The organism is Cryptosporangium arvum DSM 44712, from assembly GCF_000585375.1.
Classification (GTDB): domain Bacteria; phylum Actinomycetota; class Actinomycetes; order Mycobacteriales; family Cryptosporangiaceae; genus Cryptosporangium; species Cryptosporangium arvum.
The window spans coordinates 81418-107055 of sequence record NZ_KK073874.1; the positions used below are offsets into that span (position 1 = coordinate 81418).

Below are 25638 nucleotides of genomic sequence, written 5' to 3' on the forward strand. Positions count from 1 at the left end.
GCCGATGCCGGTGGCAGAGGGTGCAGGGTATGCCCGTTCAACGAACATCCGAACTAACAGTTCGGGCCGCGACCCTCGCCGATGCTCCCGCCGTCCGATCCCTGATCAACGAGGTCGACCTCGTTGACACCGGGGATGCCGGCTACTCCGTCGAGGAGGTCGAAGGCGACCTGCGGCGCGCGGCCGACCTCGCCCGCGACTCGTGGCTGGCGTTCGACGGTGACCGGCTGGTGGCCTACGCGGTGCTGTGGCCGGCGTCCACCGGCACGCGGCTGGACGTCGAGCACTACGTCCTGCGCGACGCCGTCCCGGCGGGCATCCAGTTGCTCGACCTGCTCACGGTGCGAGCGGCGCAGATCACCGCCGGGGCCGACCTGCACCTGGCGCTGACCCCCGACTCGGTGCTCGCCGTGCACGCGCTGCCCGCGCGGGGCTGGCGCAACGTCCGGCGCCACCACGTGCTGACCCGGCGGCTGACGCCGGGAGCCGGCGTGCCGCCCCAGCTGCCGGACGGTGTCCGGATCCGCACCGCGGAGTCGCCGGCCGACCAGGAGGTCGCCTACCGGCTCGTGCAGGAGACGTTCGCCGGGCACTTCGGCTTCGAGTCGACCGGGTACGCCGACTGGCGCAAGCGCATGGACGCCGATCACCGCGACTGGTCGCTGAGCTGGATCGCGTCCCGCGACGGGGTCGACGTCGGGGTGCTGGTCGGGCACAACGACCGGGAGGCGACCGGCTGGGTGCAGAACCTCGGCACGGTGGCCGCCGCGCGTGGCTCCGGGATCGCCACGCTGCTGCTGCGTACCGCGTTCAGCGAGTTCGCCCAGCGCGGCCGCCGTGCGATCGGTCTCGGCGTCGACACCGAGAACGTGAACAACGCGTTGCGCTTCTACACCGGCCTCGGATTCGAGCTGCAGTTCGCGGCCGACACCTGGCGCCTGGTGGTGAACTAGCGGACCAGGATCACCTTGCCGGTCGCGGAGCCCTCCTCGAGCGCGCGGTGCGCCTCGGCGGCGTCGGGGAGCGCGATCGCCCGGTCGACGATCGGCCGGATCTTGCCGTATCCGAGCAGCGGCCAGACGTGGGTCTTCACGTCCTCGACGATCTCGGCCTTCTCGCTGACCGGACGGGCACGCAGCGACGTCGCCGTGACCGAGGCGCGCTTGGCCAGCAGCGCACCGAGGTTGAGCTCGCCCTTGGCCCCGCCCTGCATGCCGATGACGACGAGCCGACCGCCGGTGGCCAGCGCGTCGATGTTGCGCGGGAGGTACTTCGCGCCCATGTTGTCGAGGATCACATCGACGCCGCGACCGTCGGTGGCCTCCTTGACCACCGCGACGAAGTCTTCGCTGCGGTAGTCGATCGCCCGTTCGGCGCCGAGGGCCAGGCAGACGTTGTGCTTCGCGGCGCTGGCGGTGGTGAAGACCCGGGCGCCGTAGGCGGACGCGAGTTGGATCGCCGCCGTGCCGATACCGCCTGCGCCTCCGTGCACCAGGAACGAGTCGCCGGGGGCGAGGCGCCCGACCGCGAAGACGTTCGACCAGACCGTGCAGTACACCTCGGGCAGGCTCGCGGCCTCGGCCAGCGTGACGCCCTCGGGCACCGGGAGCACCTGGCCGGCCGGCACCACGACCTGCTCGGCGTAGCCGCCGCCGGCCAGCAGCGCACAGACCTCGTCGCCGACGTTCCAGCCCTGCACGCCGGAGCCGACCGCGGCGATACGACCGGAGCACTCCAGGCCCGGGTACGCGGAAGCGCCCTTCGGCGGCGGGTACATTCCCTGGCGTTGTATCAGGTCAGCGCGGTTCACGGCGGACGCGACCACGTCGATGAGGACCTCGCCGTCGCCGGGTTCGAGGTCGGGAACCTCGGTCCAGCGCAGTACCTCGGGTCCACCCGGCTCCGTGATCGTGATCGCGTGCATGGCGTCACTCTAGAGACACGGGCCGGGGCCCCGCGCGGTCGCGCGAGGCCCCGGTTGTCGTAGGGGAAAAACTGGCACTAGCGATTAATGCTGACGGATCACCCTCCGAAAAAGGTTCCAGCCCGCCATCCGGACAGTTGCTACCGGACGGCCGCGGTGGAGCATCTGGTTGTGCGTGTCGGTCAGCGCCTGCACCTCGCGACGGTTGGTTCGCGTGACGCCGGGCCGTGCGCACTCTGGGCAGTGCAGCCGGTACATCGCGGTTCCTCTCATGCGACGGCCCGCCGTGGCGAGCTGGCTGTTCCCCGGTGCTGTGCCGGGACCACCTGTTCCCATGACTCAAGACGGTAAGCACCTCGCACCACTCAGACCAGCCGACCCGCTGTGAGAAACATGTGGCCTATCGGTGGTTGTGGTGAGCCCCGAACGGTCGGTTGGGATGCGGTGCCCGAGTCGGGAACAGCGGGACCAGGTATTCTGGTTACGTCCAAGCCACCTCGGAGCCCCACGAGCAGCTGATGGGTCCCGAGAACTTGGTTGATGTCCTATCGAGGTTTCGTCGTAAACCCGTGTCCCGGCGGTTCCAGCGTCCGGTGGTCAGTGGGTTCGACGTACCGATGAGTCCATCGGAGAGACCCCCGTTACCCCGACCGGGGTGGATGACCCCTGGCTGCTGTGTCGTCCATCCGGAAAGCCGTTCTGTGCCTTCGCTTGCTGTATCTGAAATGCCCGACTTCGCGTCTGAAGACGCGATCCTTGAAAAGCTCGAAGCTGACGTCGCCGAGGCTCCGGCCGACCAGACGCCGGCCGCCGTTCGGTTCGCCGAGCTCGGACTGCCCTCCGCGGTCGTGACCGCGCTCGAGCGGCAGGGCATGACCGACGCGTTCCCGATCCAGTCCGCCACGATCCCGGAGGTGCTGGCCGGACGTGACGTCCTCGGCCGCGGCTCCACCGGCTCCGGCAAGACGCTGGCGTTCGGCCTGCCGCTGATCGCCAAGCTCGCCGGTGCCCGGGTTCGTCCCGGTCGTCCGCTCGGGCTGGTGCTCGTCCCCACCCGGGAGCTCGCGCTCCAGGTGACCGACGCGCTGGCTCCGCTCGGGCGCACGGTCGGCGTCCGGGTTCGCCCGATCGTCGGCGGCGCGGCGATGTCGCGTCAGCTCGAAGACCTGCGCCGTGGCGTGCACGTCGTCGTGGCCACTCCCGGCCGCCTCGAGGACCACATCCGCCGTGGTAGCGCGGTGCTCGACGACGTCGAGATCACCGCGATCGACGAGGCCGACCAGATGGCCGACATGGGCTTCCTGCCCGTCGTCCGGGGCCTGCTGGACCAGGTCCGCCCGGACGGGCAGCGCCTGCTGTTCTCGGCGACGCTGGACAACGACGTCGACACGATCGTCCGGGAGTACCTGAAGGACCCCGTGACGCACTCGCTGGCGCCGTCCACGGCGTCGGTCGACACGATGGAGCACCACATGCTCCACGTCATCCACGCCGACAAGGTGCGGGTGGCCGCCGAACTGGTGAAGTCCACCGGCCGCACGATCATGTTCGTGAAGACCCAGGCCGGTGCCGACCGGCTCGCCGAGCAGCTCACCGAGCGCGGCATCTTCGCCGAGCCGCTCCACGGCGGCCGGACGCAGGGGCAGCGCAACCGGGTGCTGACGAACTTCAAGAACGGGCGCTCGCCGGTTCTGGTCGCCACCGACGTCGCGGCGCGCGGTGTGCACGTCGACGGCGTGGGCCTGGTCGTGCACTACGACCCGCCGACCGACCCCAAGTCGTACCTGCACCGGGCCGGACGCACGGCCCGCGCCGGTGCTTCCGGTGTGGTGGCGACGCTCGTCGCGCCGTACAGCCGCCGGTCGGCGCACCGGCTGGCCAAGCTGGCCGGCATCAACCCGACCCGGTCGACGATCGCGCCGGAGGCGCCGCTGCCGAGCGTCCTGACCGACGCCCTGCCGCCGGCTCCGCCGCCGCCGACCGCGGAGGAGCTCGCGGCCGCCGAGACCCGTCGTCGGCGGGACCGGGAGTTCGACGCCGACCGTGGTCGTGGCGGCTTCCGGCGTGGCCCGCGCAGCGGTTCGGGTGAGCGTGGCTACCGGGGCGGCCCGCGCCGCTCGGACGGTCCCCGCTGGTCCGACCGCAGTGAGCGCACCGACCGTGGTGAGCGCACCGACCGTGGTGACCGCCCGCAGCGTTCCGAGCGGGGCGGCTCGGACAACTACCGGGCCGGGCGTCCGCGCTGGACGCCCGAGCAGCGCTCGGCTCGCCACCGCGAGGACCGCAACCCGCGCTGACGCGCACTGAACGACGACACCGGCCGGATGCCCTCGGGTATCCGGCCGGTGCGTTTGAGCGGCGCTGCGTCACGCAACAATGCGGCATGGCTTCTCAGCGCCGACTGCTGCGCACAGACCGAATGCTCGACCGGGTCGTCGCCGGTCTGCTCGCGCTCGGAACGGCCGGTGGGCTCTTCGCCGCCTACCACTTCGTCGCCGAGGCCGTGCAGCACCACGAGGCGCTCCGTACCGGGCGCAGCTCGGTCGAGAACCTCGATCCCGGCACCGCGCTGCCGACCGTCTACGTGCTCGGCGGGTTCGTGCTCGGATTCGCGGTGCTGTTCGGCGTCGTCGCGGTCCTGATCGTGCGCGCCTCACCGCTCGGGTTCCCCGCCCTGCGCGGCGGTGTCACCGTGCTGCTCCCCGCCATGCTGCTGGCGTACCTGGCGACGTACACCCGCTACCAGCAGTGGCGTGAGGCCATGCCGCCCGGCACCCAGGACGGGCGCTACCGGGTCGTGATCGTCGGTGAGGTCATCGGGGGAGCGATCGGCGTCTTCGGCGTCGTCCTGGCCGTTCTGGTGCCGCTGGGTGCGGTCCTGGTGCGGTGGTTCCGGCCGGGGGAGGTGAGCGGCCCGGTCCCGGCGCCCGGATCGTCGGCCGGCGCGCTCAACGTGGCGCGCATCCTGGCGCTTGCGGGCACGGCTGTGGCGCTCCTCGTCCCGGTGGCCTGGGCTCGGCCGCTCGGCCGCGAGAACGAGCTGCCGACCGAGTGGTCGGTGATCGCGACGCTCAGCGGTTTCCTGGCGGTGCTCGCGCTCGTCGCCGCCGGGCTCCTGCTGCTGGCGCGGCCGGGGCGGCTGATGTTCCGCTGGCTCGCGCTCGGCGCCACGGCGGTGGTGGCCGCGATCGAATGGGTGGGGATCGTCTGGCAGGCGTTCTACGCCGACGTCGCGTTCGGCACCGAGCGGGTCGAGGGGGTCGCGGTCGCCTGGACGGCGGCGATCGTGTCCGGCGTGGTCAGCAGCGGCCTGCTGACGGCCGCCGTCGTCACGCTCGTGATCCCGCGACCCCCGGAGGCGGTCGAGCCCGCGGACGGTGTGACCGTCACGCGGCGCGGCGACGGTCCGGCCCCGGAGCGCATCGGTGAGGCGACCCCGGAGCCGGCCTGGCAGGCGTTCCCGGAGGCTCCCGAGCGCAAGGCCGCGGCCACCCCCAAGCGAAAGAAGAAGAAGCGGCGCTAGCTCACTCGTACGGCTGGGCCGGCGTCGGGATGCCGTTGACGGTCGTCGCCTTGAGCAGCGCGACCGCGTCGAACGGATCCTTGGCCGTGCTCGGTACCCACGTTCCGGTCACCTTGACCCATTCGTCCCGCACGGCCGGCACCGGCGAGTCGACGATCTCCACCTGGTAGGGCCGAGCGTCCGCCGCACAGCAGTTGACCTTCATCCGGGTCAGGTACCAGCTGCCGCCGCTGTGCGGGGTCATGAACCCGCTCAGCTCGATGGTGCGGCCGGTCAGCGTCCGGCCGTTGTCCCAGACGGCTCGCTGGGCGTAGTCGTGCACCTCGAGCGGGACCGGGTTCGAGCCCTTGAGCGCGGCGAACTCCACGGACTTCGGTGGCTTCGGCACGGTCGCCGCGCCCCGCTCGGCCGCGAACGACCCGAGCGCCGGTGGCGGCACCAGCACGAGGACGAAGACCGGCAGGATCCACAGCCAGCCCACCCCGTGGCCGTCCCCGACGTGGTCGTGAGCGTGCTCGTCGACGTCTGGCTCGTGCTCGTCGTCGGGCTGGGCTCCGGGGCCGTGGGTCCGGACGCGCGCGTCGGCCGCGCGTTCGCGGGAGCGCTCCAGCGCCCCGCGGCCGCGCCAGTCGCGCGCGAACCCCAGCACGCCGAACGCGATCAGCACCACGCCGGTGGCGACCAGCGGGAACTTCAGCAGGCTCTGGACGTAGTTCAGGTACTCGCCGGAGATGACGAGCTTGAGCAGCACCGCCCCGAGCAGGATGAAGACGACCGCCTGGACCTCGCGCCTCATCAGGCCACTCCGATCAACAAGCCGGTGACCACCGCGGCGCCCACCGCGACGACGAACGTGAGCGGGGCGAAGCGGGTCGCGAACGCCCGGCCGAACGTCCCGGTCTGCAGCGCGATCAGCTTGAGGTCGACGACCGGCCCGACGACCATGAACGCCAGCTGCGCCGACACCGGGAAACCGGTGAGGCTGGCCGCGACGAACGCGTCGGCCTCCGAGCAGATCGAGAGCACCACGGCGAGCGCCGCGAGGACCAGGATCGACAGCACCGGGATACCGGCGACCGTGCTGATCCAGTCGGGCGGGATGACGACGTTCATCGTCGCCGCCGCGGCCGCTCCGATCACCAGGAATCCGCCGGCCTCGAAGAAGTCGTGTGCGACCGCGAGGCGGAACCGCTCGAACGCGGGCGTGGTGTCGTCGGCCGACGGCAGCCGGCGGGCGGCGAAGCGGGTCAGCCATTCCGGTCGCCCGAAGCGCGCCCAGATCCAGCCGACGAGCACTGCGGTCGCCAGCGACGCGACGAAACGGCCGACCACCATGCCCGGTTGACCGGGGAAGGCGACCGCGGTCGACACCAGCACGATCGGGTTGATCGCCGGCGCCGAGAGCAGGAACGCGAGAGCCGCCGCCGGCACCACACCGCGCTCCATCAGGCGACCGGCCACCGGCACGGAAGCGCACTCGCATCCGGGCAGCAGCGCTCCAGCCGCGCCGGCCACCGGCACCGCGAAGGCTGCCCGTTTCGGCAGGATCGTGGAGAAGAAGCGGGCCGGAACGAACGCGGTGATCGCGCCGGAGAGCACGACGCCGAGCATCAGGAACGGCAGGGCCTGCACCACGATCGCGCAGAACACCGTCGTCCAGGTGGCGACGCCGCCCCGGCCGCCGATCAGCAACGCCAGGACCTGGCGGCCGATCAGCACCGCGACGATCGCCGCGATCAGCAGGCCGATCGTGCCGCTGTGCGAATCCGTGGCGTCGGCCCTGGTTCGGGTCGGGGTGGACGACGACATGAACCGAAATTATCCGAGTGGGGCCAGGATCGACAGTTTGTTGAACGCTAAACAAAACGAGCGTATCGTCGGTGTATGCCGATTCAGCGTCTGAACCACGCGGTGCTCTACGTGCGTGACGTCGCCCGCAGTGTGGCGTTCTACCGCGAGGCCCTCGGCTTCGACGTCATCGAAGGCGGCGACGCGTTCCCCGGGGCGGCGTTCCTGCGCGCCGGCGGCTCGACGAACGACCACGACCTCGGCCTCTTCCAGATCGGCGCCGAAGCGGGCCCGTCCCAGGCCGGTCGCACCACGGTGGGGCTCTACCACCTGGCGTGGGAGGTCGACACGCTCGCCGAGCTCCAGCGCGTCGAGGCGAAGCTGGTCGAGCTGGGCGCGCTGGTGGGAGCCAGCGACCACTCGACGACGAAGGCGCTGTACGCCAAGGACCCCGACGGCATCGAGTTCGAGGTGTCCTGGCTGGTGCCCGCGGCGCTGCTCACCGACGAGATCCGCGCCCGGCGCAACGAGATCCGCCGCCTGGACCTGGCGGCCGAGGCCGAGCGCTTCGGCGCCGACACCCACGGCGGCGTCGGCGTCTCGGTTCCGGCTCGGAGCTAACCCCGAGGTCGACCTCGCCCGCGGTCATCGGACGCGCTGGGGGCCACCGCCGCGCCGACCCTAGCCGGAGCCGTACCGCAGGGCGAGGGTGCGATGGTGGTCGGCGGCACGGCGGAGGTCGGTGGGGTCGAGCGCGAGGCCTTGGAGTGCTGCGGTCTCCAGGAGCTGCTCGGCCGTCTTGAGGTGCTTGGCGGCGGCGTACTCCCGGCACGGGAGGCAGGTGACGTGCTCGGGTTGCTGCGCGGTCATCGCGAACGCCACCCGCCGGCCGCACCCGGTCCTGACGTCACGCGGCCGGTCGGCGACCAGCCCGAACGTCGAGGACAGCAGGTTGCGGGTCTCGGTCTCGGTGCCGAGCTCGGCCGTGACGTGGATGTGTGGATCGCTCGCGTCCATGCCGGCATTCTTCCGGCCATCGGGGCAGTGATAAATGCCCAGTGCCGAGTCGTCCGAGTGACGAGGAGGGCGAAAGTGAGAGGATCAAGGTAAGGCCGGTCGTCGTCGTCCCCGGCGAGCTCCCGACCGGCTGGTACTTCAACGTCAGTGGAGGCGGGGATGGACGTGCTGGAAAAGGCGCGGGCTCGCCGTACGGCCGCCAGGGCTGCGGCCGAGCGAGCTGCCTTGGACTGGCAGGATGCCGTCGTCGAGAGCATTGATCAACTGGTCGACCAACTACGGCTCGCCGGTTCCGACCGGCTCGTGTGCTTCGAGGCCGCGGTGCGCCCCGCGCTCGACGGTGAAGCGTGGGAAGAGCGCGAAGATCTGGTGAAGGCGGCTTTCGCGTCCGACGCGGGAGTGCAGCGGTACACCCCGTCGGACGACGAGCGATGGGCCATCGCCGTGGATCTCTGGGACGACCTCCGGTCGGCCCTGTCCCGGATCCACGGCACCGACGTGCCGGCGAGCCTGGTCGTCGACCTGGATTCGCGGGTCGCGGTCGGGTACGAGCCGCTGCACTGCCCCGACGTGGGCATCGAGCCGGAACTGATCCTGCACCTGGTGCGGGCCGACTCGGACGAGCCGTTCGCCTCGCTGCTGCTCGAACTGCCCGATCCGGACTCGGCGATCGATCGGGTGAGCGAGCTGCTCGACCGTTACGGCTTGGAGCCGCCGACCCGGCCGGAACACGAGCCCGGTGAGTGCGACCTCGGCATGGGCGAGGAAGACGAGTAGTTAGCCAGGTCCGGCCGCTTCGCCGTAATCGTGTCACCGGAGGAGCGGCCGGTCAGGCGGCGCCCGATCCACGGCGCCAGGTGAGCCCGGGCCCACTGCAGGTCGGCTCGGCGGGCGGTGAGCCAGCGATCCGGCGTCGCCATCGGCAGGGACGCCATCCACTCGGCGTCACACTCCACGCCCAGTGAGCTGAGCACGTGGTGCGCGACCCGGCGGTGACCGGCCGGGTTGAGGTGCAGCCGGTCGATGCTCCACACCCGCCGGTCGCGGAACCCGTCGTCGGCGTTGAGGTCGGCCAGGTACGTGTCGTACTCCTTGGCCACGCGCCGGACCAGTTCGGTGCTGAAGTGGAGCCGCGGGCCCAGGTACCGGGTGGCGGCCGGGTAGTTGACCGTCACGTCCGGCGGTGTGAAGAGCACCACATCGGCGCCGCTGGAGGTGAGGCGGTCGACCGCACCCTCGAACACCTCGGTCATCCGCTGCGGGTCGAACCGTCGACGGATCGTGTCGTTGCCACCGGCGGAGAACGTGACCAGGCACGGCTTCATCGCGGCGGCCAGCGGAACCTGCGCGTCGACGACCGCGGGCAGCAACCGGCCCCGTACCGCCAGGTTGGCGTACCGAAAGTCGTCGGTCTCGGTCACCGCGGCCAGACAGCCGGCGACGAGATCGGCCCAACCGCGGTACGTGCCGTCGGTGTACGGGTCGTCCATGCCCTCGGTGAAGCTGTCACCGATCGCCACGTAGCTCGACCAAGGCCCGGGCACGACACAACCTCCGCGATAGCCGACAATCGCGCTCGACTATGCCACCGCCCGCAACGAGGTGTCAGCCGGGTATCCGTCAGCGTGATCAGCGCCGCAGGCCCCAATTGGTCGGCTGCGTTGGGCTACGTCCGGTATCACCGCTACGGTGACGGGTGGTGCCTGAGGTGACCGAGCCGACGCGAGCACCGGGTGACGATCGCGACGACCGCCCGGTGCGGATGATCGGCGGCCGTTACCGGGTCGAAGCGGTCGTCGGCACCGGCGCGATGGGCACGGTCTGGCGCGGTTACGACACCCGCTTACACCGGCCGGTGGCGGTGAAGGAGGTCAACCTCCCGAACACCGCGACCGACGACCAGCGGACGTTGATGACCCGGCGGGCGATGGCCGAAGCCCGGCACGCGGCCAAGGTGTCGCACCCCAACATCGTCGCGGTGCACGACGTCGTCGCCGAGCGGGGAATGCCGTGCCTGGTGATGCGGCTCGTCGAGGGCCGATCGCTGGGGGAGACCGTGCGCTCGACCGGACCGGTGAGCCCGGTGCAGACCGCGCAGATCGGTATCGCGCTCGTCGACGCGTTGGCCGCCGCGCACCGCGGTGGGGTCGTCCACCGGGACGTGAAACCGTCGAACGTGCTTCTCACCGACGACGGCGAAGTGCTTCTCACCGACTTCTCGATCGCCACCGACTCGATGCGCGGAACGATGTCGGCCGGCAGCGGAGCGCTCGGCTCGCCCGGCTACATCGCGCCCGAGCGGTTGAACGGTCAGACTACCGGCCGTGAAGCCGACCTCTTCGGTCTCGGCGCGACGCTGTTCTGCGCGGTGGAGGGCTTCGGGCCGTTCGACCGGCACGATCCGTTGGCCGCGCTGCTGGCCACGGCCACCACGCCGCATCCGGCGCCGAAGCGAGCCGGGGCGCTCGCGCCACTGCTCGACGCGTTGCTGGCGAAGGAACCGTCGGAGCGCCCCGGGCTGGCGCAGGTGCGTGAGGCGCTGAGCGCGGTCGCGCGGGGCGAGGAAGCGCCGACCACGGAGTTCGCCGCGGTGGCGCCGCCGTCGCGGGACGAGACCCCGACGGTGGTCGTCGCGAACACGTCGGGCGACGCTTCGGAGGCGCCGCGCCCGACGTCGGCCGACGGTGTGGACGGTGAGGGGCCACGCCCCGGGAAACCCATGCACGCGGCGCCACGCAGCGGGCGCCGGCGCAAGATGCTCATCGGCGCGCTCGCGGCGGCGGTCGGCGCGGCCGTCGTGGCGACAGCCGTGGTGCTGAGCGGCGGCGGTGACAACACCGAGGACGGGTCGATCCGGGCGGCCGAGTCGCTGGCCGCCCCGCCGCCGGGCGAGCTGGCCTCGGCTTTGCCGTCGGCTTCCGACTCGGCGTCGGCCTCCGCGTCGGCGTCCGTCTCGGCGTCCGCGTCCGCGACCCCCAGCGCTTCAAAAGCCGCATCGCCGACGCAGAGCGAGTCGCCCGATCCGGTCGGCCAGGTGACCGGGGCGGAGATGTCGGTTTCGCCGAAGAACTATTTCGGGTCGTGCGCGAACCCGGTCACCTTCACCGTCAATCTCACGGTCTCGGTCAGCGACGGGCCGACGGATATTCGCTACACGATTTCGCAGGCACCGGGCGACAGTGAGATCGCCGGAGGCGCCGGCTCGGTCCCCGACGCGGACGTCCCGGCCGAGTTCAGCGATCAGGTGGCGCTCGATTTCTCCCAGGGCAGCCGCACCTACGCGGTGCAGGTGGCAGTGGAGTTGCCCACTCGGTTCTCGCCGGTCCCCGCTCAAATCAGCGTTCTGTGCGTGGGATGAACGGCCGGTAGTCAGCGGTTCTTCAGGTCCGTGAACTAGGGTCTGCGTGCGGCGTGTCCGGTATCCGATCCGAGCGTCGGTTCGATGTGCACAGTGCGGCTACCGTCGTGCCGGGCGACAGATGGCGGAGGAATGTCTGAGCAGAGGACGGTCGACGGCCGATACCGCCTGGACAAGGCTGTCGGGTCCGGGGGCATGGGCGTGGTTTGGCGTGCCTTCGATCTGCGCCTCGGCCGCGTCGTCGCGGTCAAGGAAGTCCGCTTCCCCTCGGCGATGTCGGACGACGAACGCGATTCGCTGACCAAGCGCGCCATGCTCGAAGCCCAGAGCGCCGGGCGTCTCGATCACCCGAACATCGTTCCGGTGCACGACGTCATCCTCGAGGGCGAGCAGCCGTTCATCATCATGCGGTTCGTCGAGGGTCGTTCGCTCGACCAGACCGTGTCGGCCGACGGGCCGTTACCGGACCGGGTGGTCGCCCGGATCGGCGTCCAATTGCTCGACGCGCTGGGGGCCGCGCACGCCGCTGACGTCATTCACCGCGACGTGAAGCCCCACAACGTGCTGATCCAGACCGACGGCACCGCCCAGCTGACCGACTTCTCGATCGCGTCGGTGTTCGGCACCGAGACGCTGACGAAGACGGGCGCGTTGCTCGGCTCTCCCGGGTACATCGCGCCGGAGCGGCTGATGACCGGCTCGACGACGCCCGGCGGAGATCTGTTCGCGCTCGGCGCGACGCTGTTCTTCGCCGTCGAAGGGATCGGGCCGTTCGTCGCGAAAGAGACGATCGTCGGGTTGTTCGCGAGTGCGACGCAGCCGCATCCGCGGCCGAAGTTCGCCGGTCCGCGTCTGACCCGGGTCATCGACGGGCTGCTGGAGAAGAAGCCGGAGGAGCGGCTCGACCGGCCGGAGGCTCGGGCGTTGCTGCTTTCGATCGCGGAAACTCCGGAGGAGTCGGAGACGCGGTCCGGAGAGTTCGTTCCGCCGCCGCCCGGGCGGGTGGACACCGACGACCGGGTTGGGCGTGGAGCGGCGGCGGTACCGGGGTTGCCGCAGGGCGATCTGCCGTCCGACAACAGCACCGCGGTGTTCGCGGTGCGCGAGCGATCGCGGCCGTTAGCCTCGTCGGCGCCGAGTTCCGGGGCGCCGGTTTCCGGAGGCGTGGTTTACGGGCGTCCCATCTCGGGTGCGCCGATCTCCGGGGCGTCGTCGTCCGCGGGTGTGGTGTACGGCCGGCCGGTGTCGGGTGCGCCGGTCTCGGGTGCGCCGGTCTCGGGTGGGCCGGTTTCGGGTGGGCCGGTTTCCGGGGCGCCGTGGGCCGGGGTGCCGACCTCGGGGGTACCGGTCACCGGGGCACGTGAGCTGGGTTGGGGTCCAGGCTCGAATTCCGGGGGTTCCGGGCACGGGAACTCTGGGCACGGGAACTCCGGGCACGGGAACTCTGGGCACGGGAACTCTGGGCACGGGAACTCTGGGCACGGCGGGCCGCCGCCTACGTTCCGGCCGCCGGCCGTTCCGACCTCACCCCCGGCCGGGCAGCGCTGGAAGCGTCTCCTCGCCGTGGTCACGATCGTCGTACTGGGTCTGGGCGCCGGGATCATCGCGAACCTCATCGCCACCCAGGACCGCGGCTCGAAAGCCAACCGCGCCGGCATCAACATCGTGGACGCGCCGACGACCGGCAACGACACGACACCGACCACGCCGCCGTCGCCAGGCGCCGAGACGTCCGACGAGCCGGGCGCGCAGCCGGTACCGACCGGAACGCGCCCCCAGCCCACTCCGATCACGTCTAGCCCCGACCCGACCGACACGTCGGAGCCGCCGACGGACCCGAAGGTGCTCAGCGCCTCCCTGTCCGTGCAGCAGCCCACGAACCCGGTCGACTGCGCGAAACAGCTGACGATCGTCATCACGGTGAACGTCAAGACCGTCGGTGCGGCCGCCGTCGAGTGGGCGGTCAGCCGGGGAGGCACGACGGTCGCCTCCCAGACCCGGACCGTCACCGAGAAGGACACCGGCTTCTCGGTGTCACCGGAGGACGTGATGGGCAAGCCCGCGGCCGGAGCGCACTCCTACTCGCTGACGATCAAAGCGCCGACCGCGGTGAACGCCGGCCCGGAGATCATCGAGATCAAGTGCGCCCAGGCCGACCCCGGCGGCACCAACACGGCGACGCCGAATCCGTTCACCCGCTAGGCGGTCGCGGTCAGGTGGGCGTCGACGAGCGCCCGGATCTCGCGTTCGATGATCTCCGGAGCCTCGACCGGCGTCATGTGGCCGACGCCGTCGATCTCCACCAGCCGCGCCTGCGGCAGGTCCTCGGCGAGGCGACGGCCCAGCTTCGGCGGGGTCAGGAGGTCGAACTCGCCGGTCACGACCGTCGCCGGAACGTCCAGGTGCGGCACGGCGGTGCGCAGGTCGAGGTTGCCGAGCGTCGCGCCGAAGCCGCCCCGGACGGTCCGGGGTGTCTCCAGGATGATGTGCGCGCAGAACGCGACCTGGTCCTTCGGTGCCTGCGGCGCGAGCGCGATGTAGCGGATCAGCGGCATCGTCGCGGCGGTCGGACGGGTGCCGAGCGGCAGCGACGCCGCGAGCAGCGTCCGGCTGATCGGCGCGGTGAGCCGACGCAGACCGTCCGGCCCCGGCAGCAGCAGTGAACTGGTGACCAGATCGGTGACGCCGGTGTTGGCCAGCATCGCCGCCGCCACCTTCCGGTGCAGCAGCGCGCGGTGCTTCCCGGCTAACGCGACCAGGCTCATCGCGCCCATGCTGTGTCCGACGACGACGGCCCGCTGACCGTCCGGCACCGTGGCGTGCAGCACCGCGGCGAGGTCGTCGGCGAGCGCGTCGGTGGTGAACTGCCCCTTGCCGGGCACCGCGCTGCCGCCGTGACCGCGCAGGTTGTAGGCGACGACGTGCAGGTCGCGGGAGAGCGCCCGGATCTGGTTGGTGTAGAAGCCGATCGCGCAGGTCCAGCCGTGAGCGAGCACGACGGTGGGCGCGTCGGCCGGCCCGTATTCGGTGACGTGGATGGCCGTGCCGTCGGCCGAGCGCACGGTGCGATCGACGCGTGGCGGCACCGGGGCCATGGCGTCGAGCCGCGGGTCGGCGAGCGCGCTCGACTGACGTCGGACGTAGAAGGCAGCGACCGCGGCCGCCGCGGCACCGATGAGAATCGCCGTTCGCTTCGCTCGCATGGCGCGGATCCTACTTGTCAGTAGGGTCGCGGGTGGCCGGAATAGCAACGGTCCCCACCGGCGCGCGCCGGTGGGGACCGTTCTCCAGGGATTGGCTCAGGCGGCCTGGGTGCGTGCGACCCAGCTGTAGACCGAGAAGAGCTCGATCGGCGGAGGAGCATCGCCGCTGGACGGCTCGACGTAGAGGTAGTCGTCGGCGACGCGATAGGTCACGTCATCGAAGGAAGCATCCGACCCATCGGAGTAGTAAACGGTGAGATTCGAAGGGGCCATCGTCGAACACCTCGCTCCCAGTGCGGTAACGATCTCCGCCGGTAACTGCGCCGGTGCTAGATCAATCACCCTTTACGGACGAACTTCAAACACGAATCTTCATCTCATCTCACGTTCGGCCGACCGTATCGGTTCAGAGTCCAGTGTGGAGACGAGGGCAAGTTGGCGGAGGTGCCGTCAACCCCGCGGCGGCGCATGACAGACTTGCCGGTGGCTACCGCGCGCGGTGGCCCAGGAGGGCTCGCCTAGTGGCCGATGGCGGCAGTCTTGAAAACTGCTATGGGGCGGAAGCCTCATCGTGGGTTCGAATCCCACGCCCTCCGCTCTGAACGCTCATGCGGCGCCGAGGGCCTGCAGGATGAGCGTGGTCGCGATGCCCGGTGACGCCTTCATCAGAGCGTCCTTCGATCCGCCGGCCACGGCGGCGGCGACGCGTCGGAGGCGCCCGGGATGTGACCGGACGGTGGCGCGCAGCCGGTTCTCGTCGGTGACGAGGCCACCCGGGAGGACGAGCCCCTGCTCTTCGGCCCAGGCCAGGAAGTCGTTCAGCTCTCTGATCGCCACCGACTGGTGGCTTTCGATCTTCCCGATGTTCGTCGTGCCATTCTGGTTGTACTGGTCGCCGCCGACGCGGTTTTCCCCGAACGAGAACACGGAGTCGCCCATCACACAGCCCCGCCGATCCGGCCGATGTTCTGGGTCCCTGACTGGTTGTACTGATCTCCCAACGTGACATTGTTGACCTGCAGGATGCGTTCGACCTCCGGTGGATTCTCGATCGCTTCCACGATCTCTCCAGAGAGGTGCTCCATTTCATTGGAGTCGGGGGATACCAGCGCTGTAACGGGGTTTCCGGTTGTTTCGAGCACTAGGGCGTAGAGCGGCACCCAGGTCTTTTTGGTCCTCAGGTAGACGAAGATGGCCAGGCCGATGGCCAGCGGGACGCCGAGCCCGCAGATGGCCTCCGTCTGGGCTGCCCCGGAGATGATTCCCGCGACGACCAGCACACCGACCGCGGTCAGCACGGCCAGTGCGGAGTTGCCCTTCTCCGCGTCGAGCGGCTTCGGAAGGCGCACGGTCTGTACGCGGGCGAGATTCTGTAATTGGTATGTCTGATGGCCGATCCGCAAAGTGCGCTTGTTCAGAATTACCTGGACGGTGCCGAGTGGTGGCGTCACGTGAAGTCCCGTCTCATCTGCGGAAAAGTAATTCACCGGGCTGATAAGTCCACGATGGATTCCTATGATCCGCGCTGTCGCCAGGCCGTCCATCAACCGATCGGGTGAGTATTTCCGCATTAGTATCGACGAGATTCAAAGCCCACTAATCGGGGGTCGCAAACAAAAACATCTCGTTCTAGTGTGAGGTTTGCGAAAACCGCGGGACGTGGATGTTGATCACGCGGGTGTCGTCGCGGCGGATCTCATGGGGTACCACTAGACCTATGCGCTTCCAGAAATTTGGTCATGCCTGTGTGCTGGTCGAGGACGCGGACGCTCGGGTGCTCATCGATCCCGGGGCGTTCGCGCAGGGGTGGGAGGAGCTTCGGGACCTGACCGCGGTCCTGGTCACCCACCAGCACTTCGATCACCTCGACGTGGAGCGGCTGCCGGGCCTGCTGGCCGCCAATCCGGACGCCGTCGTCTACACCGATCAGGCCAGCGCCGGCATCCTCGCCGAGGACGGGATCCGGGCCGAGGGGGTCGCGGCCGGGGCGTCACTGCAGCTGAACGGGCTGAGCGTCGAGGCGATCGGCGTCGAGCACGCGGTCATCCACCCTGACATCCCGATCATTCCGAACGTCGGCTTCCTGCTCGGTGGTCGGTTCTTCCACCCGGGTGACGCGCTCACGGTGCCGGATCGGCCGATCGAGATCCTCGGTGCTCCGACGGCCGCGCCCTGGCTGAAGCTCTGGGAAGCGATCGACTACGTGCGGGCGGTCGCTCCGCGGATCGCGATCCCGATCCACGAGAAGGCGGCGGCGTTCCCGCAGATGTACTACCAGAACATGTCGAAGCTCTCGGCGGAGAGCACGGCCGTCGAGATCATCGACGACGGTGAGGTGCGGGAGTACTGATGGCCGAGCCGCTGCGGGTTGCTCTGCTCGGCTACGGCACCGCCGGCGCCTCCTTCCACGCGCCGCTGATCGCGGCGGTCGACGGTCTGACGTTGAGCGCCGTGGTCACGTCCCGACGCGATCAGGTGCTGCGTGATCATCCCGGTGCGCGGGTGCTGGCCGACGCGGAGGAGGTCTGGGCCGCCCGGACGTCGTACGACCTGGTGGTCGTCGCGACCCCGAACCACACCCACCTGCCGCTCGCGCGGGCCGCGATCGACGCGCGGCTGCCGGTCGTCGTCGACAAGCCGTTGGCGGGACGCGCCGCCGACGCGCGGGAACTGGTCAAGCGGGCCGAGAAGGCCCAGGTGCCGTTGACGGTCTTCCAGAACCGCCGGTGGGACGGTGACTTCCGCACGATGCGCCGGCTGCTGACGTCGGGGGCGGTCGGGCATCCGCTGCGCCTGGAGAGCCGGTTCGACCGGTGGCGGCCGGCCGTGGCCACCGACGCCTGGAAGGAGAGCGCCGCCAACGCCGGTGGCATCCTCCTCGACCTCGGCACGCACCTGGTCGACCAGGCGATCACACTGTTCGGGCCGGTCCGGTCGGTCTACGCCGAGATCGACGCCCGTCGGCCCGGGGCCGCGGTGGAGGACGACGTGTTCCTGGCGCTGACGCACGCGTCGGGGGTGCACAGCCATCTCTGGGCTTCGGCGTTGGCCGGGCAGCTCGGGCCGCGGTTCCGGCTGCTCGGGGACGCCGGCGCGTACGTCACCTGGGGCATGGATCCGCAGGAGTCGGCCCTGCGCGCGGGCCGGAAACCGGGCTCGCCGAACTTCGGCGAGCGGCCGGCCGACGAGTGGGGCAAGGTCGGGGCGGGGGACGCCGTCCGCCCGTACCGGACGCTGACCGGGGAGTGGACCCGCTTCTACGAGGGCGTCGTCACGGCGGTGACCACCGGGGCGCCGATGCCCGTCGACCCGCACGACGCGGTGCGTGTCCTGACGGTGCTCGACGCCGCCCGGCGCAGCGCGTCCGCGCGCACGGTTGTGGACATCTGAGTTATCCACACAATCCACAGCCTGTGGATAACGTTGTCCCCAGCTGTGGACAGAGCCTGTGCACAGCTGTGGATGGACGCCCTGGCGGGCCGACCTCAGCGGCAGGCCGCGGGCTGGATGGACTCCTGACACCGACCCGCGATGCTGTGGACACCACTCGTTAACCGACTTCCCGTCGGCGCGGTAATCCCCACACTGAGCACAAGTACGTGCACAGCTGCGGTAGGGATGAGGGATGACGTTCGACCCGGCTGACCCGATCGGTATCGACGACCTGCTGACCGACGACGAGAAGGCGATCCGGGACGCCGTGCGCACCCGCTGCGACGCCGTGATCGCACCGAACATCGCCGAATGGTTCGAATCCGGTCGCCTGCCGGTGCGCGAGATCGCCAAGGAGTTCGGCGAGCTGGGCGTGCTCGGCATGCACCTGACCGGATACGGATGCGCCGGCCTGTCCGCCGTCGACTACGGGCTGGCCTGCTTGGAGCTCGAGGCCGCGGACTCCGGTCTGCGGTCGCTGGTGTCGGTGCAGGGCTCGCTGGCGATGTACGCGATCTGGAAGTTCGGCCGCGAGGAGCACAAGGAACGCTGGCTGCCGGCGATGGCCTCCGGCGACGCGATCGGCTGCTTCGGTCTCACCGAGCCCGACCACGGGTCCGACCCGGCCGGAATGCGTACCCGGGCCCGCCGTGACGGCTCCGACTGGGTGCTCGACGGGCGCAAGATGTGGATCACCAACGGTTCGGTGGCCGATGTCGCGGTCGTCTGGGCCGGCACCGAGGAGGGCATCCGCGGGTTCGTCGTCCCCACCGATACGCCGGGGTTCGAGGCACCGGAGATCACCCGGAAACTCTCCCTGCGCGCGTCGGTGACCAGCGAACTGGTGCTGAACGGCGTTCGCCTGCCGTCCGCCGCGATGCTCGACGTCCAGGGCTTGAAGGGCCCGCTCAGCTGCCTGAACGAGGCCCGCTACGGCATCGTGTGGGGCTCGATGGGCGCCGGTCGATCGGCGTTCGAGGCCGCGCTCGAGTACGCCAAGACGCGGGAGCAGTTCGGCAAGCCGATCGGCGCGTTCCAGCTGACCCAGCAGAAGCTCGCCGACATGGCCGTGGAGCTCGCGAAGGGCCAGTTGCTCGCGCTGCACCTCGGTCGTCGCAAGGACGCCGGTTCGCTGCGACCCGAGCAGGTGAGCGTCGGCAAGCTCAACAACGTCCGGGAGGCGCTCGAGATCTGCCGGACGGCGCGGACGATCCTCGGCGCCAACGGCATCTCATTGGAATATCCGGTCATCCGGCACGCCGTGAACCTCGAGTCGGTGCTCACGTACGAGGGCACGGTGGAGATGCACACGCTGGTGCTCGGGCAGGCTCTCACCGGCCACGCCGCTTTCCGCGGGTAGAGCAGAAGGTCTAACGACTCACACTCCTGATCCGGCCGCCGATGTCAGGGATGTGTTGACGTGGTTCGACCGAGGCTTCCTGCAGAAGCTCCCACGAGGTCGCCCACCGGGTGATCCGAGTTGGTCTTCGCGGCACCGGGTGATCGTCCTGGTGCTGCTCGCCCATGTCGTCGTGCTGCCGTTCTACGGCCTCTACCGGGGCATCGACTTCGCCCGATGCCTGGTGATGGTGGCACCGCTGGCCCTGCTCGTGGCCGTGGCCGGTGCGGACCAGCTCGGGCAGCGGGTGCGGGCGTCCGCCGCGACGCTGGGCATCGTCGCCTCCTCGGCCGTCACCGTGTCGTTCTCCGGTGGTGAGATCGAGGCGCATTTCCACTTCTTCGTGATGCTGTTCTTCATCACGCTCTACCAGGACTGGCTGACGTTCCTCCTGGCCATCGGCTTCGTCGCGTTCGAACACGCGATCGTCGGCGTGCTCGCGCCCGGTGACGTGTACGGCCACTCCCCGGCGGTGCACGAGCCGGTGAAGTACGCGCTCATCCACGCCGGTTACGTCACGGCCGCGGCGGTCGGCGCCATCCTCAACTGGCGGCTGACCGACCGCGCTGACGCGGCCACCCGCGAGGTGACCGAGCAACTGGAGTACGACAACTGCCACGACCCGCTGACCGGTGCGCTGAACCGCCGGGAGTTCGAGACCCGGATCAGCGAGGTGCTCAACCGGATCGAGGAGCCGGACGCGACCGTCGTCTGCATCCTCGACCTGGACCGCTTCAAGATCGTCAACGACACCTGCGGGCACCCGGCCGGCGACCGCCTGCTGACCGAGGTCTGCTGGGTGCTGAGCGAGGTGCTCGCGCCGGAGGACACGCTGGCGCGCCTCGGCGGGGACGAGTTCGGCATCCTGATCCGGCGCCGCAGCGTCGAGGAAGCGGTCGGGATGGCCAAGGCCGCCTGTGCCGCGCTGGGTCGTCACCGGTTCAAGGCCGACGACCGGACGTTCGCGGCGAGCGCCAGCATCGGCGTCCTCCCGCTGTTCGGGCAGGTGCGTTACGTCGAAGAAGCGATGCAGATGGCCGACGCCGCGCTCTACACCGCGAAGGAGGCCGGCCGCGGCCGGGTGCACGTCCACCACCAGGGCGACGCCGAACTCAACCGACGGCAGAGCGACTCGATCTGGGCCGGCGCTCTGCTCGACGCGCTGCACGAGGATCGCCTCGAACTCGTCTACCAGCCGATCGTCCCCACGGTTCCGAACGACGAGGAGACCGGCCGGATCGGCGAGATCCTGGTCCGGCTCTGCGAGGCCCACGGGTCTCTCATCTCGCCCGGGCTGTTCTTCCCGGCCGCGGAGCGCTACGACCTGCTGCCAGCCCTCGACCGGTCGGTCGTCGCGAAGGCGATCAAGACGCTCGTCGCGCACTACCCGCCCGGGTCACCGACGAACGGGGATCTCTACACGATCAACCTCGCCGGACCATCGATCGGCGACGAGACGTTCCGGACGTTCGTCCAGGCGCAGCTGGCCGAGCACAAGCTCTCGCCGAGCCTGATCTGCTTCGAGATCACCGAGACGGTGGCGATCACGAACCTCGAGGCCGCGCGCCGGTTCATCACCGAGATGCGCGCGTCCGGGATCCGGTTCGCGCTCGACGACTTCGGCAGCGGCCTCTCGTCGTTCGCATACCTGAAGAACCTCCCGGTGGACTTCCTGAAGATCGACGGGAACTTCGTCAAGACGATCACGCACGACATGATCGACCGCACGATGGTCGCCGCGGTCAACCAGATCGGTCACGAGATGGGGCTGCGTACCGTCGCCGAGTTCGTCGAGGACGACGCCACGCTCGCGGTGTTGCGTGAGATCGGCGTCGACTACGGCCAGGGTTACGGGCTCGGGCGTCCGGGGCCGCTGGCGAGTTGGCTCGCCGACCGCCGCCCGGCCGGAAGCGCGACCGGGACGCCCGCCGTGGTGGCGTGAGCACCTCGGAATCGTTACAACAACTGAGGGTGGAATACTCCTCTGCACGCAAGAACGCACACGGGCGCAGGACGAAAGGGGTGTTCCGGGCATGGCCAGCCGAACGGAGAACGACCAGGCCGGCGAGTACCGGATCAACGACCTCGCGCGCGAGTCCGCCATCCCGGTGCGCAATATCCGCTTGTACCAAGAACGCCGGATTCTTCCGCCGCCGGTACGGCGCGGCCGGGTCGGTTGGTACAGCGAGGCGCACCTGGCCCGGCTCCGGCTGATCGCCCGGCTGCTCGACCGCGGGTACTCACTGGCCCACATCGGTGAGCTGATCTCCGCCTGGGAGCGCGGACGCGACCTGGCCGACGTGCTCGGCCTGGAGGCCGCGCTCACCAGCCCGTGGAGCGAGGAACCCCAGACCGTCATCTCGGCCGGCGACCTGCAGCGCATGTTCGGCAAGCAGGAGGAGCGCGGGACGCTCGACCGGGCGATCTCGTCGGGCATGCTGCGGCCGGAGGGCACCCGGTTCCGGGTGGCCAGCCCGCAGTTGCTCGACATCGCCGTGCAGCTGGTGCAGGCCGGTTATCCGCTTTCGGTGGTGCTGAAGCTCGCCGAGGACAGCATGCACGACATCGAGCGGGTGGCCGAGCGGTACGTGTCGCTGGTGAAGGCCACGATCACGCCGAGCCTGTCCCCGGGTGACTCGCACGGCACGGACGAGCCGGCCGAGATCGACGACCCGGCGGCCGCGGCGGCGCTGGTGCAGAGCCTGCGCCCGCTGGCCCGCAAGAGCGTCGACGCGATGCTCGCGATGGCGATGGAGAACGCGGTCAACCAGGTGCTCGGTGACGCGGTGAGTGCGCTCGCCAAGGAAACCCGCGAGAGCTGACTCTTCCACGCCGACTCCGCCGCTCGGGTTCGAGCGACGGAGTCGGCCACCTTGGGAAGAGGGCGCGATTCTGCCTACCGGGTAGCGACAGAATCGCGCCACCACGAGCGTGGCTCACCGCCGGGCCGGGATCGATACTTCGAGGGCTAAGGCCGAATCGATGGGAATCGAAGGTCAGCGCGGCGTGCGCAAGCCGCTGATCCACTCGTCGACCTCGCGGCGCGCGTAACCGCGGAGCGTCTGGTTGAACTGGGGCGGCTCGGCCGTGCGGGCCTGGTCGGGGTGCTGCTCGGCCCACTCGACCCAGCGGTCGACTTCGGCGATGCGGTAACCGCGGAGCGCGATCATGAAAGTCGGCATCCGGCGACCGTAGCGGCCGGCCGCTAGCGACCCGCGCTAGCGGACGCGGGCCGAGCGGGGCGGCGTGGCGGACGCGAACGAGGGGCCGTCGGTGGGGTCGGGGAGGGTGAACCAGGCGACCGTGCCTCCGGACGGGCTGGCGTCGAGGCCGATCTGCCCGCCGTGCGCGGTGATGATCCGCCGTGCGGTGGCCAGGCCGATGCCGGCTCCTTCGGCGCTGGAGTCGTGCGGATCGTGCACCCGGCTCAGCGGGCTGAACGCCTCCTCGCGGCGGTCGCGCGGTACGCCGATGCCGTTGTCGACGACCTCGATCCGCCAGGCGTGGTCCTGCCGGGCGCTGTGCACGGCGATCAGCGGAGTTCGCTCCGGGTGCCGGTACTTGGCCGCATTCGAGATCAGGTTCTGCAGCACGGCCCGGATCTGGGTGGCGTCGACCCGGACGGTCGGCAGCGGTCCGACGTCGAGCCGGGCACCGACCGCGGACAGCGCAGGCGCCAGGTCGTGCCGGACCTCCTCCACCAGGTGCCGCACCGCCACCGGCTCCCGGCGCAGCTCCCCGCCGAGCTTCGCGAAGCCGAGCAGGTCGGTGATCAGATCGCTCATCCGGTGGGTCGAGGAGAGCGCCCTGGCCACGTACTCCGACGACGGGGTGTCGTGCGGGACGTTGTACTGCAGCTCCTCCAGGAACCCGTTGATCGCGGTGAGCGGGTTGCGCAGGTCGTGGCTGACCTGGCCGGCGAACGCGTGCAGCGCCTCGTTCGAGCGGGTCAGCTCGGCGCGGACCTCGGCCAGCTCGGCGACGGCGTCCACCAGTTTTGTCGTCCGGCGCCGCAGCTCGAGTGCGTCGTCCACCTGGCGGGCGAGCAGGCCGAGACCACGGATCCGCCGGTCGTCGAGGCTGCGTGCTTCGTCGTCGAAGACGCAGAGCGTCCCGAGCACGAGCCCCTGCGGGTTGCGGAGGTGGGTGGCCGCGTAGAAGCGGAAGTTGGCCCGCTCGCCGGTGACGAACGGGCTGTCGGCGAAGCGCGGGTCGGCGCGGGTGTCGTTGACGACGACCTGGCCGGGCTCGTCGAGGACCAGGTTGCACATCGAGTCGGCGCGGTCGCAGACGCCGGGCGCGCGGCCGTACCCGGCCACCGAGTGCTGGATGGTCTCGCCCATGAGGTTGACGAGTGCGGTCGGCGTGCCGGAGATGTCGGCGGCCAGCTCGGCGAGGGCGGTCAGGTCGGGCGCCGGTGGATGGCCGACGACGTCGTACGGCGCGATGAGCGCATCGCGGTCGATCCGGCCCGCCAACCTACCGCCCCCCGATACTGAAATACCCCTAACCACCATTATAGGTGGTTAGGGGTATTTAGGGACTATTGCGGCGTCGCCCCGTTGGCCTGGTGGAGCTTCGCCAGCCGGTTCTCGAGGTTGAGGATCACGGCCGGGCGGGCGGCGTGCGCCCGCTCGTACGCCAGCAGCGTCAGGACGTCCTGGTCGGAGAGCGACCGGGTGCGCTGGCGGATCGCGGCGATCGTGAGCCCGTTCCAGTTCGGTACCGGCAGGCTGTCCGAAGCGGTGGCGGCCTTCGCCGCGTCCGGGGTCACCTCGGACAGCAGCGCGGCTGCCTCGGCGTGGGCGGCGGCCGGAGTCGGTGCCCCGGCCGGGGACGGCACGGTGGCGACGTGGGCCGGCCTCGGCGGGGTGGCCGGGGTCGGGGTGACCGGTTGCGCCGCGGGACGGCGTCCGGGCAGGAACGACCACAGCGTCTCGGCTGCGGACGGACTGATTTTGGCCAAGGTCTCGACGGCCGGGCGGCCGGCGTGGCCTACCAAGCGGAAAACCGGCCCAGCGGTGCGGCCGACCACCCATCCGGCGAGCCGGAACGACTGGGTGAGCAACTTCTCCGCCGGGTCCGCCACGCGACGGGCGACATCGGTCAGCACGAGATCTCCTCACGAAATGTCGGCGGAATGCGTTTCTGCAGTACCCCCGCGGGGTTGGGACAAACTCCATGGTGCTGCACCCGACGACCTCGGGCGTGGCAGGGTTTCGCCAGATCACAGAACGAGGAGGAGATCATGGCGCTCGAGCGTCCCCAGGCACCTGATCCGTACGCGTTGCTGCCCGAAGTTCCGTCGTTCACCGTGACGAGTACCGACGTCACCGCCGACACCCAGCTCGACCTGGCCCAGGTGGCCGGGGACGCCGGCGGTCGGGACGTCTCGCCCCAGCTGTCCTGGTCGGATTTCCCGGCCGGGACGAAGAGTTTCGTCGTGACGGCGTTCGACCCGGACGCCCCGACTCCCTCGGGGTTCTGGCACTGGCTCGCGGTGAACCTGCCGGGTACGACCACCGAACTGCCGACCGGCGCGGGCGCCGGTGACGACAGCCTCCCCGGTGGCGCGTTCCACGTCCGCAACGACTACGGGAACCGCAACTACGGCGGTGCCGCACCGCCGCCCGGTGACCAGGTGCACCGCTACTACTTCGTCGTGCACGCGGTCGACGTCGACGCGCTCGACGTCACGCCGGACGCCACCCCCGCCGTGGTGTCGTTCAACCTGGCCTTCCACACCGTGGCGCGGGCGCTGATCGTTCCCACCTACCAGCACTGAAATCTCGACGGGGGTCGGGCGCATCGCGCCCGGCCCCCTCGTGTGTTTGCTTACGGATGGGCTTAGGATCGTCCAGAGAGGACTGTTGTGACTCGACAGGCCTCCGCGCCGATCGCGGTGCGACTCCTGGGTGCAGCCGGAGCCCCGGGCCATACCATGATCGGCTCCTGGGTGTGACGCGTGTGCAATATTGAGGTGCCGTGCGTCCA

The 25638-nt window shown here is 70.2% G+C and carries 24 protein-coding genes and 1 tRNA gene; 14 read left to right on the forward strand and 11 right to left on the reverse strand.

What is annotated here, in order from left to right; all coding sequences use genetic code 11:
• Positions 1-29 precede the first annotated feature (29 nt).
• Positions 30-953, forward strand: coding sequence for a GNAT family N-acetyltransferase (locus CRYAR_RS00390; RefSeq protein ID WP_035847474.1), 924 nt, complete (start codon positions 30-32; stop codon positions 951-953).
• On the opposite strand, the gene CRYAR_RS00395 is transcribed toward CRYAR_RS00390, so the two are convergent.
• A complete protein-coding gene (locus CRYAR_RS00395; RefSeq protein WP_035847480.1) occupies positions 950-1924 on the reverse strand; it encodes an NAD(P)H-quinone oxidoreductase in 975 nt (324 codons plus the stop codon). The two genes, CRYAR_RS00390 and CRYAR_RS00395, sit on opposite strands and share 4 nt — an antisense overlap.
• A gap of 725 nt (positions 1925-2649) precedes the next feature.
• Between CRYAR_RS00395 and CRYAR_RS00400 the strand changes: the two genes are divergently transcribed.
• A complete protein-coding gene (locus CRYAR_RS00400) occupies positions 2650-4221 on the forward strand; it encodes a DEAD/DEAH box helicase (RefSeq protein WP_063725636.1) in 1572 nt (523 codons plus the stop codon).
• Between the two features lie 86 nt (positions 4222-4307).
• On the forward strand, positions 4308-5447 hold the full coding sequence (locus CRYAR_RS00405) for a hypothetical protein (protein WP_169744973.1): 1140 nt from the start codon (positions 4308-4310) through the stop codon (positions 5445-5447).
• Between the two features lies 1 nt (position 5448).
• Here the strand turns inward: CRYAR_RS00405 and CRYAR_RS00410 are convergent, their stop codons facing one another.
• Both CRYAR_RS00410 and CRYAR_RS00415 read right to left on the reverse strand, forming a co-directional pair.
• On the reverse strand, positions 5449-6243 hold the full coding sequence (locus CRYAR_RS00410; RefSeq protein ID WP_035847485.1) for a TIGR03943 family putative permease subunit: 795 nt from the start codon (positions 6241-6243) through the stop codon (positions 5449-5451).
• Positions 6243-7256, reverse strand: a complete 1014-nt coding sequence (locus tag CRYAR_RS00415) for a permease (protein WP_084699831.1) — start codon at positions 7254-7256, stop codon at positions 6243-6245. The genes CRYAR_RS00410 and CRYAR_RS00415 overlap by 1 nt, the downstream gene beginning before the upstream one ends.
• A gap of 75 nt (positions 7257-7331) precedes the next feature.
• Between CRYAR_RS00415 and CRYAR_RS00420 the strand changes: the two genes are divergently transcribed.
• Entirely contained in the window at positions 7332-7856 is a 525-nt protein-coding gene (locus CRYAR_RS00420) for a VOC family protein (protein WP_035847491.1), read from the forward strand.
• Positions 7857-7916: 60 nt separating this feature from the next.
• Here the strand turns inward: CRYAR_RS00420 and CRYAR_RS00425 are convergent, their stop codons facing one another.
• Positions 7917-8252: a hypothetical protein gene (locus tag CRYAR_RS00425; protein ID WP_035847495.1), complete on the reverse strand. Its 336-nt coding sequence runs from the start codon at positions 8250-8252 to the stop codon at positions 7917-7919.
• A 159-nt stretch (positions 8253-8411) separates the two neighbouring features.
• Here CRYAR_RS00425 and CRYAR_RS00430 point away from each other — a divergent pair, with 159 nt between their 5' ends.
• Positions 8412-9029 (forward strand): hypothetical protein, encoded by a 618-nt coding sequence (locus tag CRYAR_RS00430; protein WP_157017172.1) that lies wholly within the window; start codon positions 8412-8414, stop codon positions 9027-9029.
• On the opposite strand, the gene CRYAR_RS00435 is transcribed toward CRYAR_RS00430, so the two are convergent.
• The gene (locus CRYAR_RS00435; protein ID WP_245620359.1) at positions 8951-9796 is read right to left on the reverse strand and encodes an SGNH/GDSL hydrolase family protein; all 846 of its coding nucleotides are present in this window, start codon (positions 9794-9796) and stop codon (positions 8951-8953) included. The genes CRYAR_RS00430 and CRYAR_RS00435 overlap by 79 nt on opposite strands.
• Before the next feature lie 155 nt (positions 9797-9951).
• Between CRYAR_RS00435 and CRYAR_RS00440 the strand changes: the two genes are divergently transcribed.
• Together CRYAR_RS00440 and CRYAR_RS42435 are read left to right on the forward strand one after the other, a co-directional pair.
• Positions 9952-11610 (forward strand): serine/threonine-protein kinase, encoded by a 1659-nt coding sequence (locus CRYAR_RS00440; RefSeq protein ID WP_157017174.1) that lies wholly within the window; start codon positions 9952-9954, stop codon positions 11608-11610.
• 132 nt (positions 11611-11742) lie between these two features.
• On the forward strand, positions 11743-13812 hold the full coding sequence (locus CRYAR_RS42435; protein ID WP_169744974.1) for a serine/threonine-protein kinase: 2070 nt from the start codon (positions 11743-11745) through the stop codon (positions 13810-13812).
• Here the strand turns inward: CRYAR_RS42435 and CRYAR_RS00450 are convergent.
• Positions 13809-14813, reverse strand: coding sequence for an alpha/beta fold hydrolase (locus CRYAR_RS00450; RefSeq protein ID WP_051569532.1), 1005 nt, complete (start codon positions 14811-14813; stop codon positions 13809-13811). The genes CRYAR_RS42435 and CRYAR_RS00450 overlap by 4 nt on opposite strands.
• Positions 14814-15320: 507 nt before the next feature.
• Here CRYAR_RS00450 and CRYAR_RS00455 point away from each other — a divergent pair.
• A tRNA-Ser gene (locus CRYAR_RS00455) sits at positions 15321-15409 on the forward strand.
• Positions 15410-15419: 10 nt separating this feature from the next.
• Here the strand turns inward: CRYAR_RS00455 and CRYAR_RS00460 are convergent.
• Together CRYAR_RS00460 and CRYAR_RS00465 are read right to left on the reverse strand one after the other, a co-directional pair.
• Positions 15420-15752, reverse strand: a complete 333-nt coding sequence (locus tag CRYAR_RS00460) for a hypothetical protein (RefSeq protein ID WP_035847499.1) — start codon at positions 15750-15752, stop codon at positions 15420-15422.
• Positions 15752-16357: a DUF6232 family protein gene (locus CRYAR_RS00465; RefSeq protein ID WP_157017176.1), complete on the reverse strand. Its 606-nt coding sequence runs from the start codon at positions 16355-16357 to the stop codon at positions 15752-15754. Before CRYAR_RS00465 ends, CRYAR_RS00460 begins: the two co-directional genes overlap by 1 nt.
• 173 nt (positions 16358-16530) lie before the next feature.
• On the opposite strand from CRYAR_RS00465, the gene CRYAR_RS00470 reads away from it, so the two are divergent.
• The 5 genes from CRYAR_RS00470 to CRYAR_RS00490 all read left to right on the forward strand — a co-directional run bounded on the left by CRYAR_RS00470 (position 16531) and on the right by CRYAR_RS00490 (position 22466).
• The gene (locus CRYAR_RS00470; RefSeq protein WP_035847506.1) at positions 16531-17163 is read left to right on the forward strand and encodes an MBL fold metallo-hydrolase; all 633 of its coding nucleotides are present in this window, start codon (positions 16531-16533) and stop codon (positions 17161-17163) included.
• Complete coding sequence (locus CRYAR_RS00475; protein WP_035847510.1) at positions 17163-18203, forward strand: Gfo/Idh/MocA family oxidoreductase; 1041 nt, start codon at positions 17163-17165, stop codon at positions 18201-18203. Before CRYAR_RS00470 ends, CRYAR_RS00475 begins: the two co-directional genes overlap by 1 nt.
• Before the next feature lie 235 nt (positions 18204-18438).
• The gene (locus CRYAR_RS00480) at positions 18439-19605 is read left to right on the forward strand and encodes an acyl-CoA dehydrogenase family protein (RefSeq protein ID WP_035847516.1); all 1167 of its coding nucleotides are present in this window, start codon (positions 18439-18441) and stop codon (positions 19603-19605) included.
• A 139-nt stretch (positions 19606-19744) separates the two neighbouring features.
• Positions 19745-21586, forward strand: coding sequence for a putative bifunctional diguanylate cyclase/phosphodiesterase (locus CRYAR_RS00485; RefSeq protein ID WP_051569533.1), 1842 nt, complete (start codon positions 19745-19747; stop codon positions 21584-21586).
• Between the two features lie 91 nt (positions 21587-21677).
• The gene (locus tag CRYAR_RS00490) at positions 21678-22466 is read left to right on the forward strand and encodes a MerR family transcriptional regulator (RefSeq protein WP_035847518.1); all 789 of its coding nucleotides are present in this window, start codon (positions 21678-21680) and stop codon (positions 22464-22466) included.
• Between the two features lie 174 nt (positions 22467-22640).
• On the opposite strand, the gene CRYAR_RS46660 is transcribed toward CRYAR_RS00490, so the two are convergent.
• From CRYAR_RS46660 to CRYAR_RS42440, 3 genes are all read right to left on the reverse strand, one after another.
• A complete protein-coding gene (locus tag CRYAR_RS46660; RefSeq protein ID WP_157017180.1) occupies positions 22641-22826 on the reverse strand; it encodes a hypothetical protein in 186 nt (61 codons plus the stop codon).
• Positions 22827-22862: 36 nt separating this feature from the next.
• Positions 22863-24122, reverse strand: a complete 1260-nt coding sequence (locus CRYAR_RS00495) for a sensor histidine kinase (protein ID WP_051569534.1) — start codon at positions 24120-24122, stop codon at positions 22863-22865.
• A gap of 65 nt (positions 24123-24187) precedes the next feature.
• Complete coding sequence (locus tag CRYAR_RS42440) at positions 24188-24757, reverse strand: hypothetical protein (RefSeq protein WP_157017182.1); 570 nt, start codon at positions 24755-24757, stop codon at positions 24188-24190.
• 135 nt (positions 24758-24892) lie between these two features.
• Here CRYAR_RS42440 and CRYAR_RS00505 point away from each other — a divergent pair, with 135 nt between their 5' ends.
• Positions 24893-25429 (forward strand): YbhB/YbcL family Raf kinase inhibitor-like protein, encoded by a 537-nt coding sequence (locus CRYAR_RS00505; RefSeq protein ID WP_035847522.1) that lies wholly within the window; start codon positions 24893-24895, stop codon positions 25427-25429.
• The last annotated feature ends 209 nt before the right edge of the window (positions 25430-25638 follow it).

Excerpts from the sequence above, each read along its gene's own strand:
- CRYAR_RS00460 (WP_035847499.1), bottom strand. The coding sequence starts at position 15,752 with ATGGGCGACTCCGTGTTCTCGTTCGGGGAAAACCGCGTCGGCGGCGAC.
- CRYAR_RS00415 (WP_084699831.1), bottom strand. The coding sequence starts at position 7,256 with ATGTCGTCGTCCACCCCGACCCGAACCAGGGCCGACGCCACGGATTCG.
- CRYAR_RS00450 (WP_051569532.1), bottom strand. The coding sequence starts at position 14,813 with ATGCGAGCGAAGCGAACGGCGATTCTCATCGGTGCCGCGGCGGCCGCG.
- CRYAR_RS00505 (WP_035847522.1), top strand. The coding sequence starts at position 24,893 with ATGGCGCTCGAGCGTCCCCAGGCACCTGATCCGTACGCGTTGCTGCCC.
- CRYAR_RS00490 (WP_035847518.1), top strand. The coding sequence starts at position 21,678 with ATGGCCAGCCGAACGGAGAACGACCAGGCCGGCGAGTACCGGATCAAC.
- CRYAR_RS00395 (WP_035847480.1), bottom strand. The coding sequence starts at position 1,924 with ATGCACGCGATCACGATCACGGAGCCGGGTGGACCCGAGGTACTGCGC.
- CRYAR_RS00465 (WP_157017176.1), bottom strand. The coding sequence starts at position 16,357 with ATGGACGGCCTGGCGACAGCGCGGATCATAGGAATCCATCGTGGACTT.
- CRYAR_RS42435 (WP_169744974.1), top strand. The coding sequence starts at position 11,743 with ATGTCTGAGCAGAGGACGGTCGACGGCCGATACCGCCTGGACAAGGCT.
- CRYAR_RS00430 (WP_157017172.1), top strand. The coding sequence starts at position 8,412 with ATGGACGTGCTGGAAAAGGCGCGGGCTCGCCGTACGGCCGCCAGGGCT.
- CRYAR_RS00425 (WP_035847495.1), bottom strand. The coding sequence starts at position 8,252 with ATGGACGCGAGCGATCCACACATCCACGTCACGGCCGAGCTCGGCACC.
- CRYAR_RS00405 (WP_169744973.1), top strand. The coding sequence starts at position 4,308 with ATGGCTTCTCAGCGCCGACTGCTGCGCACAGACCGAATGCTCGACCGG.
- CRYAR_RS00480 (WP_035847516.1), top strand. The coding sequence starts at position 18,439 with ATGACGTTCGACCCGGCTGACCCGATCGGTATCGACGACCTGCTGACC.
- CRYAR_RS00475 (WP_035847510.1), top strand. The coding sequence starts at position 17,163 with ATGGCCGAGCCGCTGCGGGTTGCTCTGCTCGGCTACGGCACCGCCGGC.
- CRYAR_RS00420 (WP_035847491.1), top strand. The coding sequence starts at position 7,332 with ATGCCGATTCAGCGTCTGAACCACGCGGTGCTCTACGTGCGTGACGTC.
- CRYAR_RS46660 (WP_157017180.1), bottom strand. The coding sequence starts at position 22,826 with ATGCCGACTTTCATGATCGCGCTCCGCGGTTACCGCATCGCCGAAGTC.
- CRYAR_RS00390 (WP_035847474.1), top strand. The coding sequence starts at position 30 with ATGCCCGTTCAACGAACATCCGAACTAACAGTTCGGGCCGCGACCCTC.
- CRYAR_RS00470 (WP_035847506.1), top strand. The coding sequence starts at position 16,531 with ATGCGCTTCCAGAAATTTGGTCATGCCTGTGTGCTGGTCGAGGACGCG.
- CRYAR_RS00410 (WP_035847485.1), bottom strand. The coding sequence starts at position 6,243 with ATGAGGCGCGAGGTCCAGGCGGTCGTCTTCATCCTGCTCGGGGCGGTG.
- CRYAR_RS00400 (WP_063725636.1), top strand. The coding sequence starts at position 2,650 with ATGCCCGACTTCGCGTCTGAAGACGCGATCCTTGAAAAGCTCGAAGCT.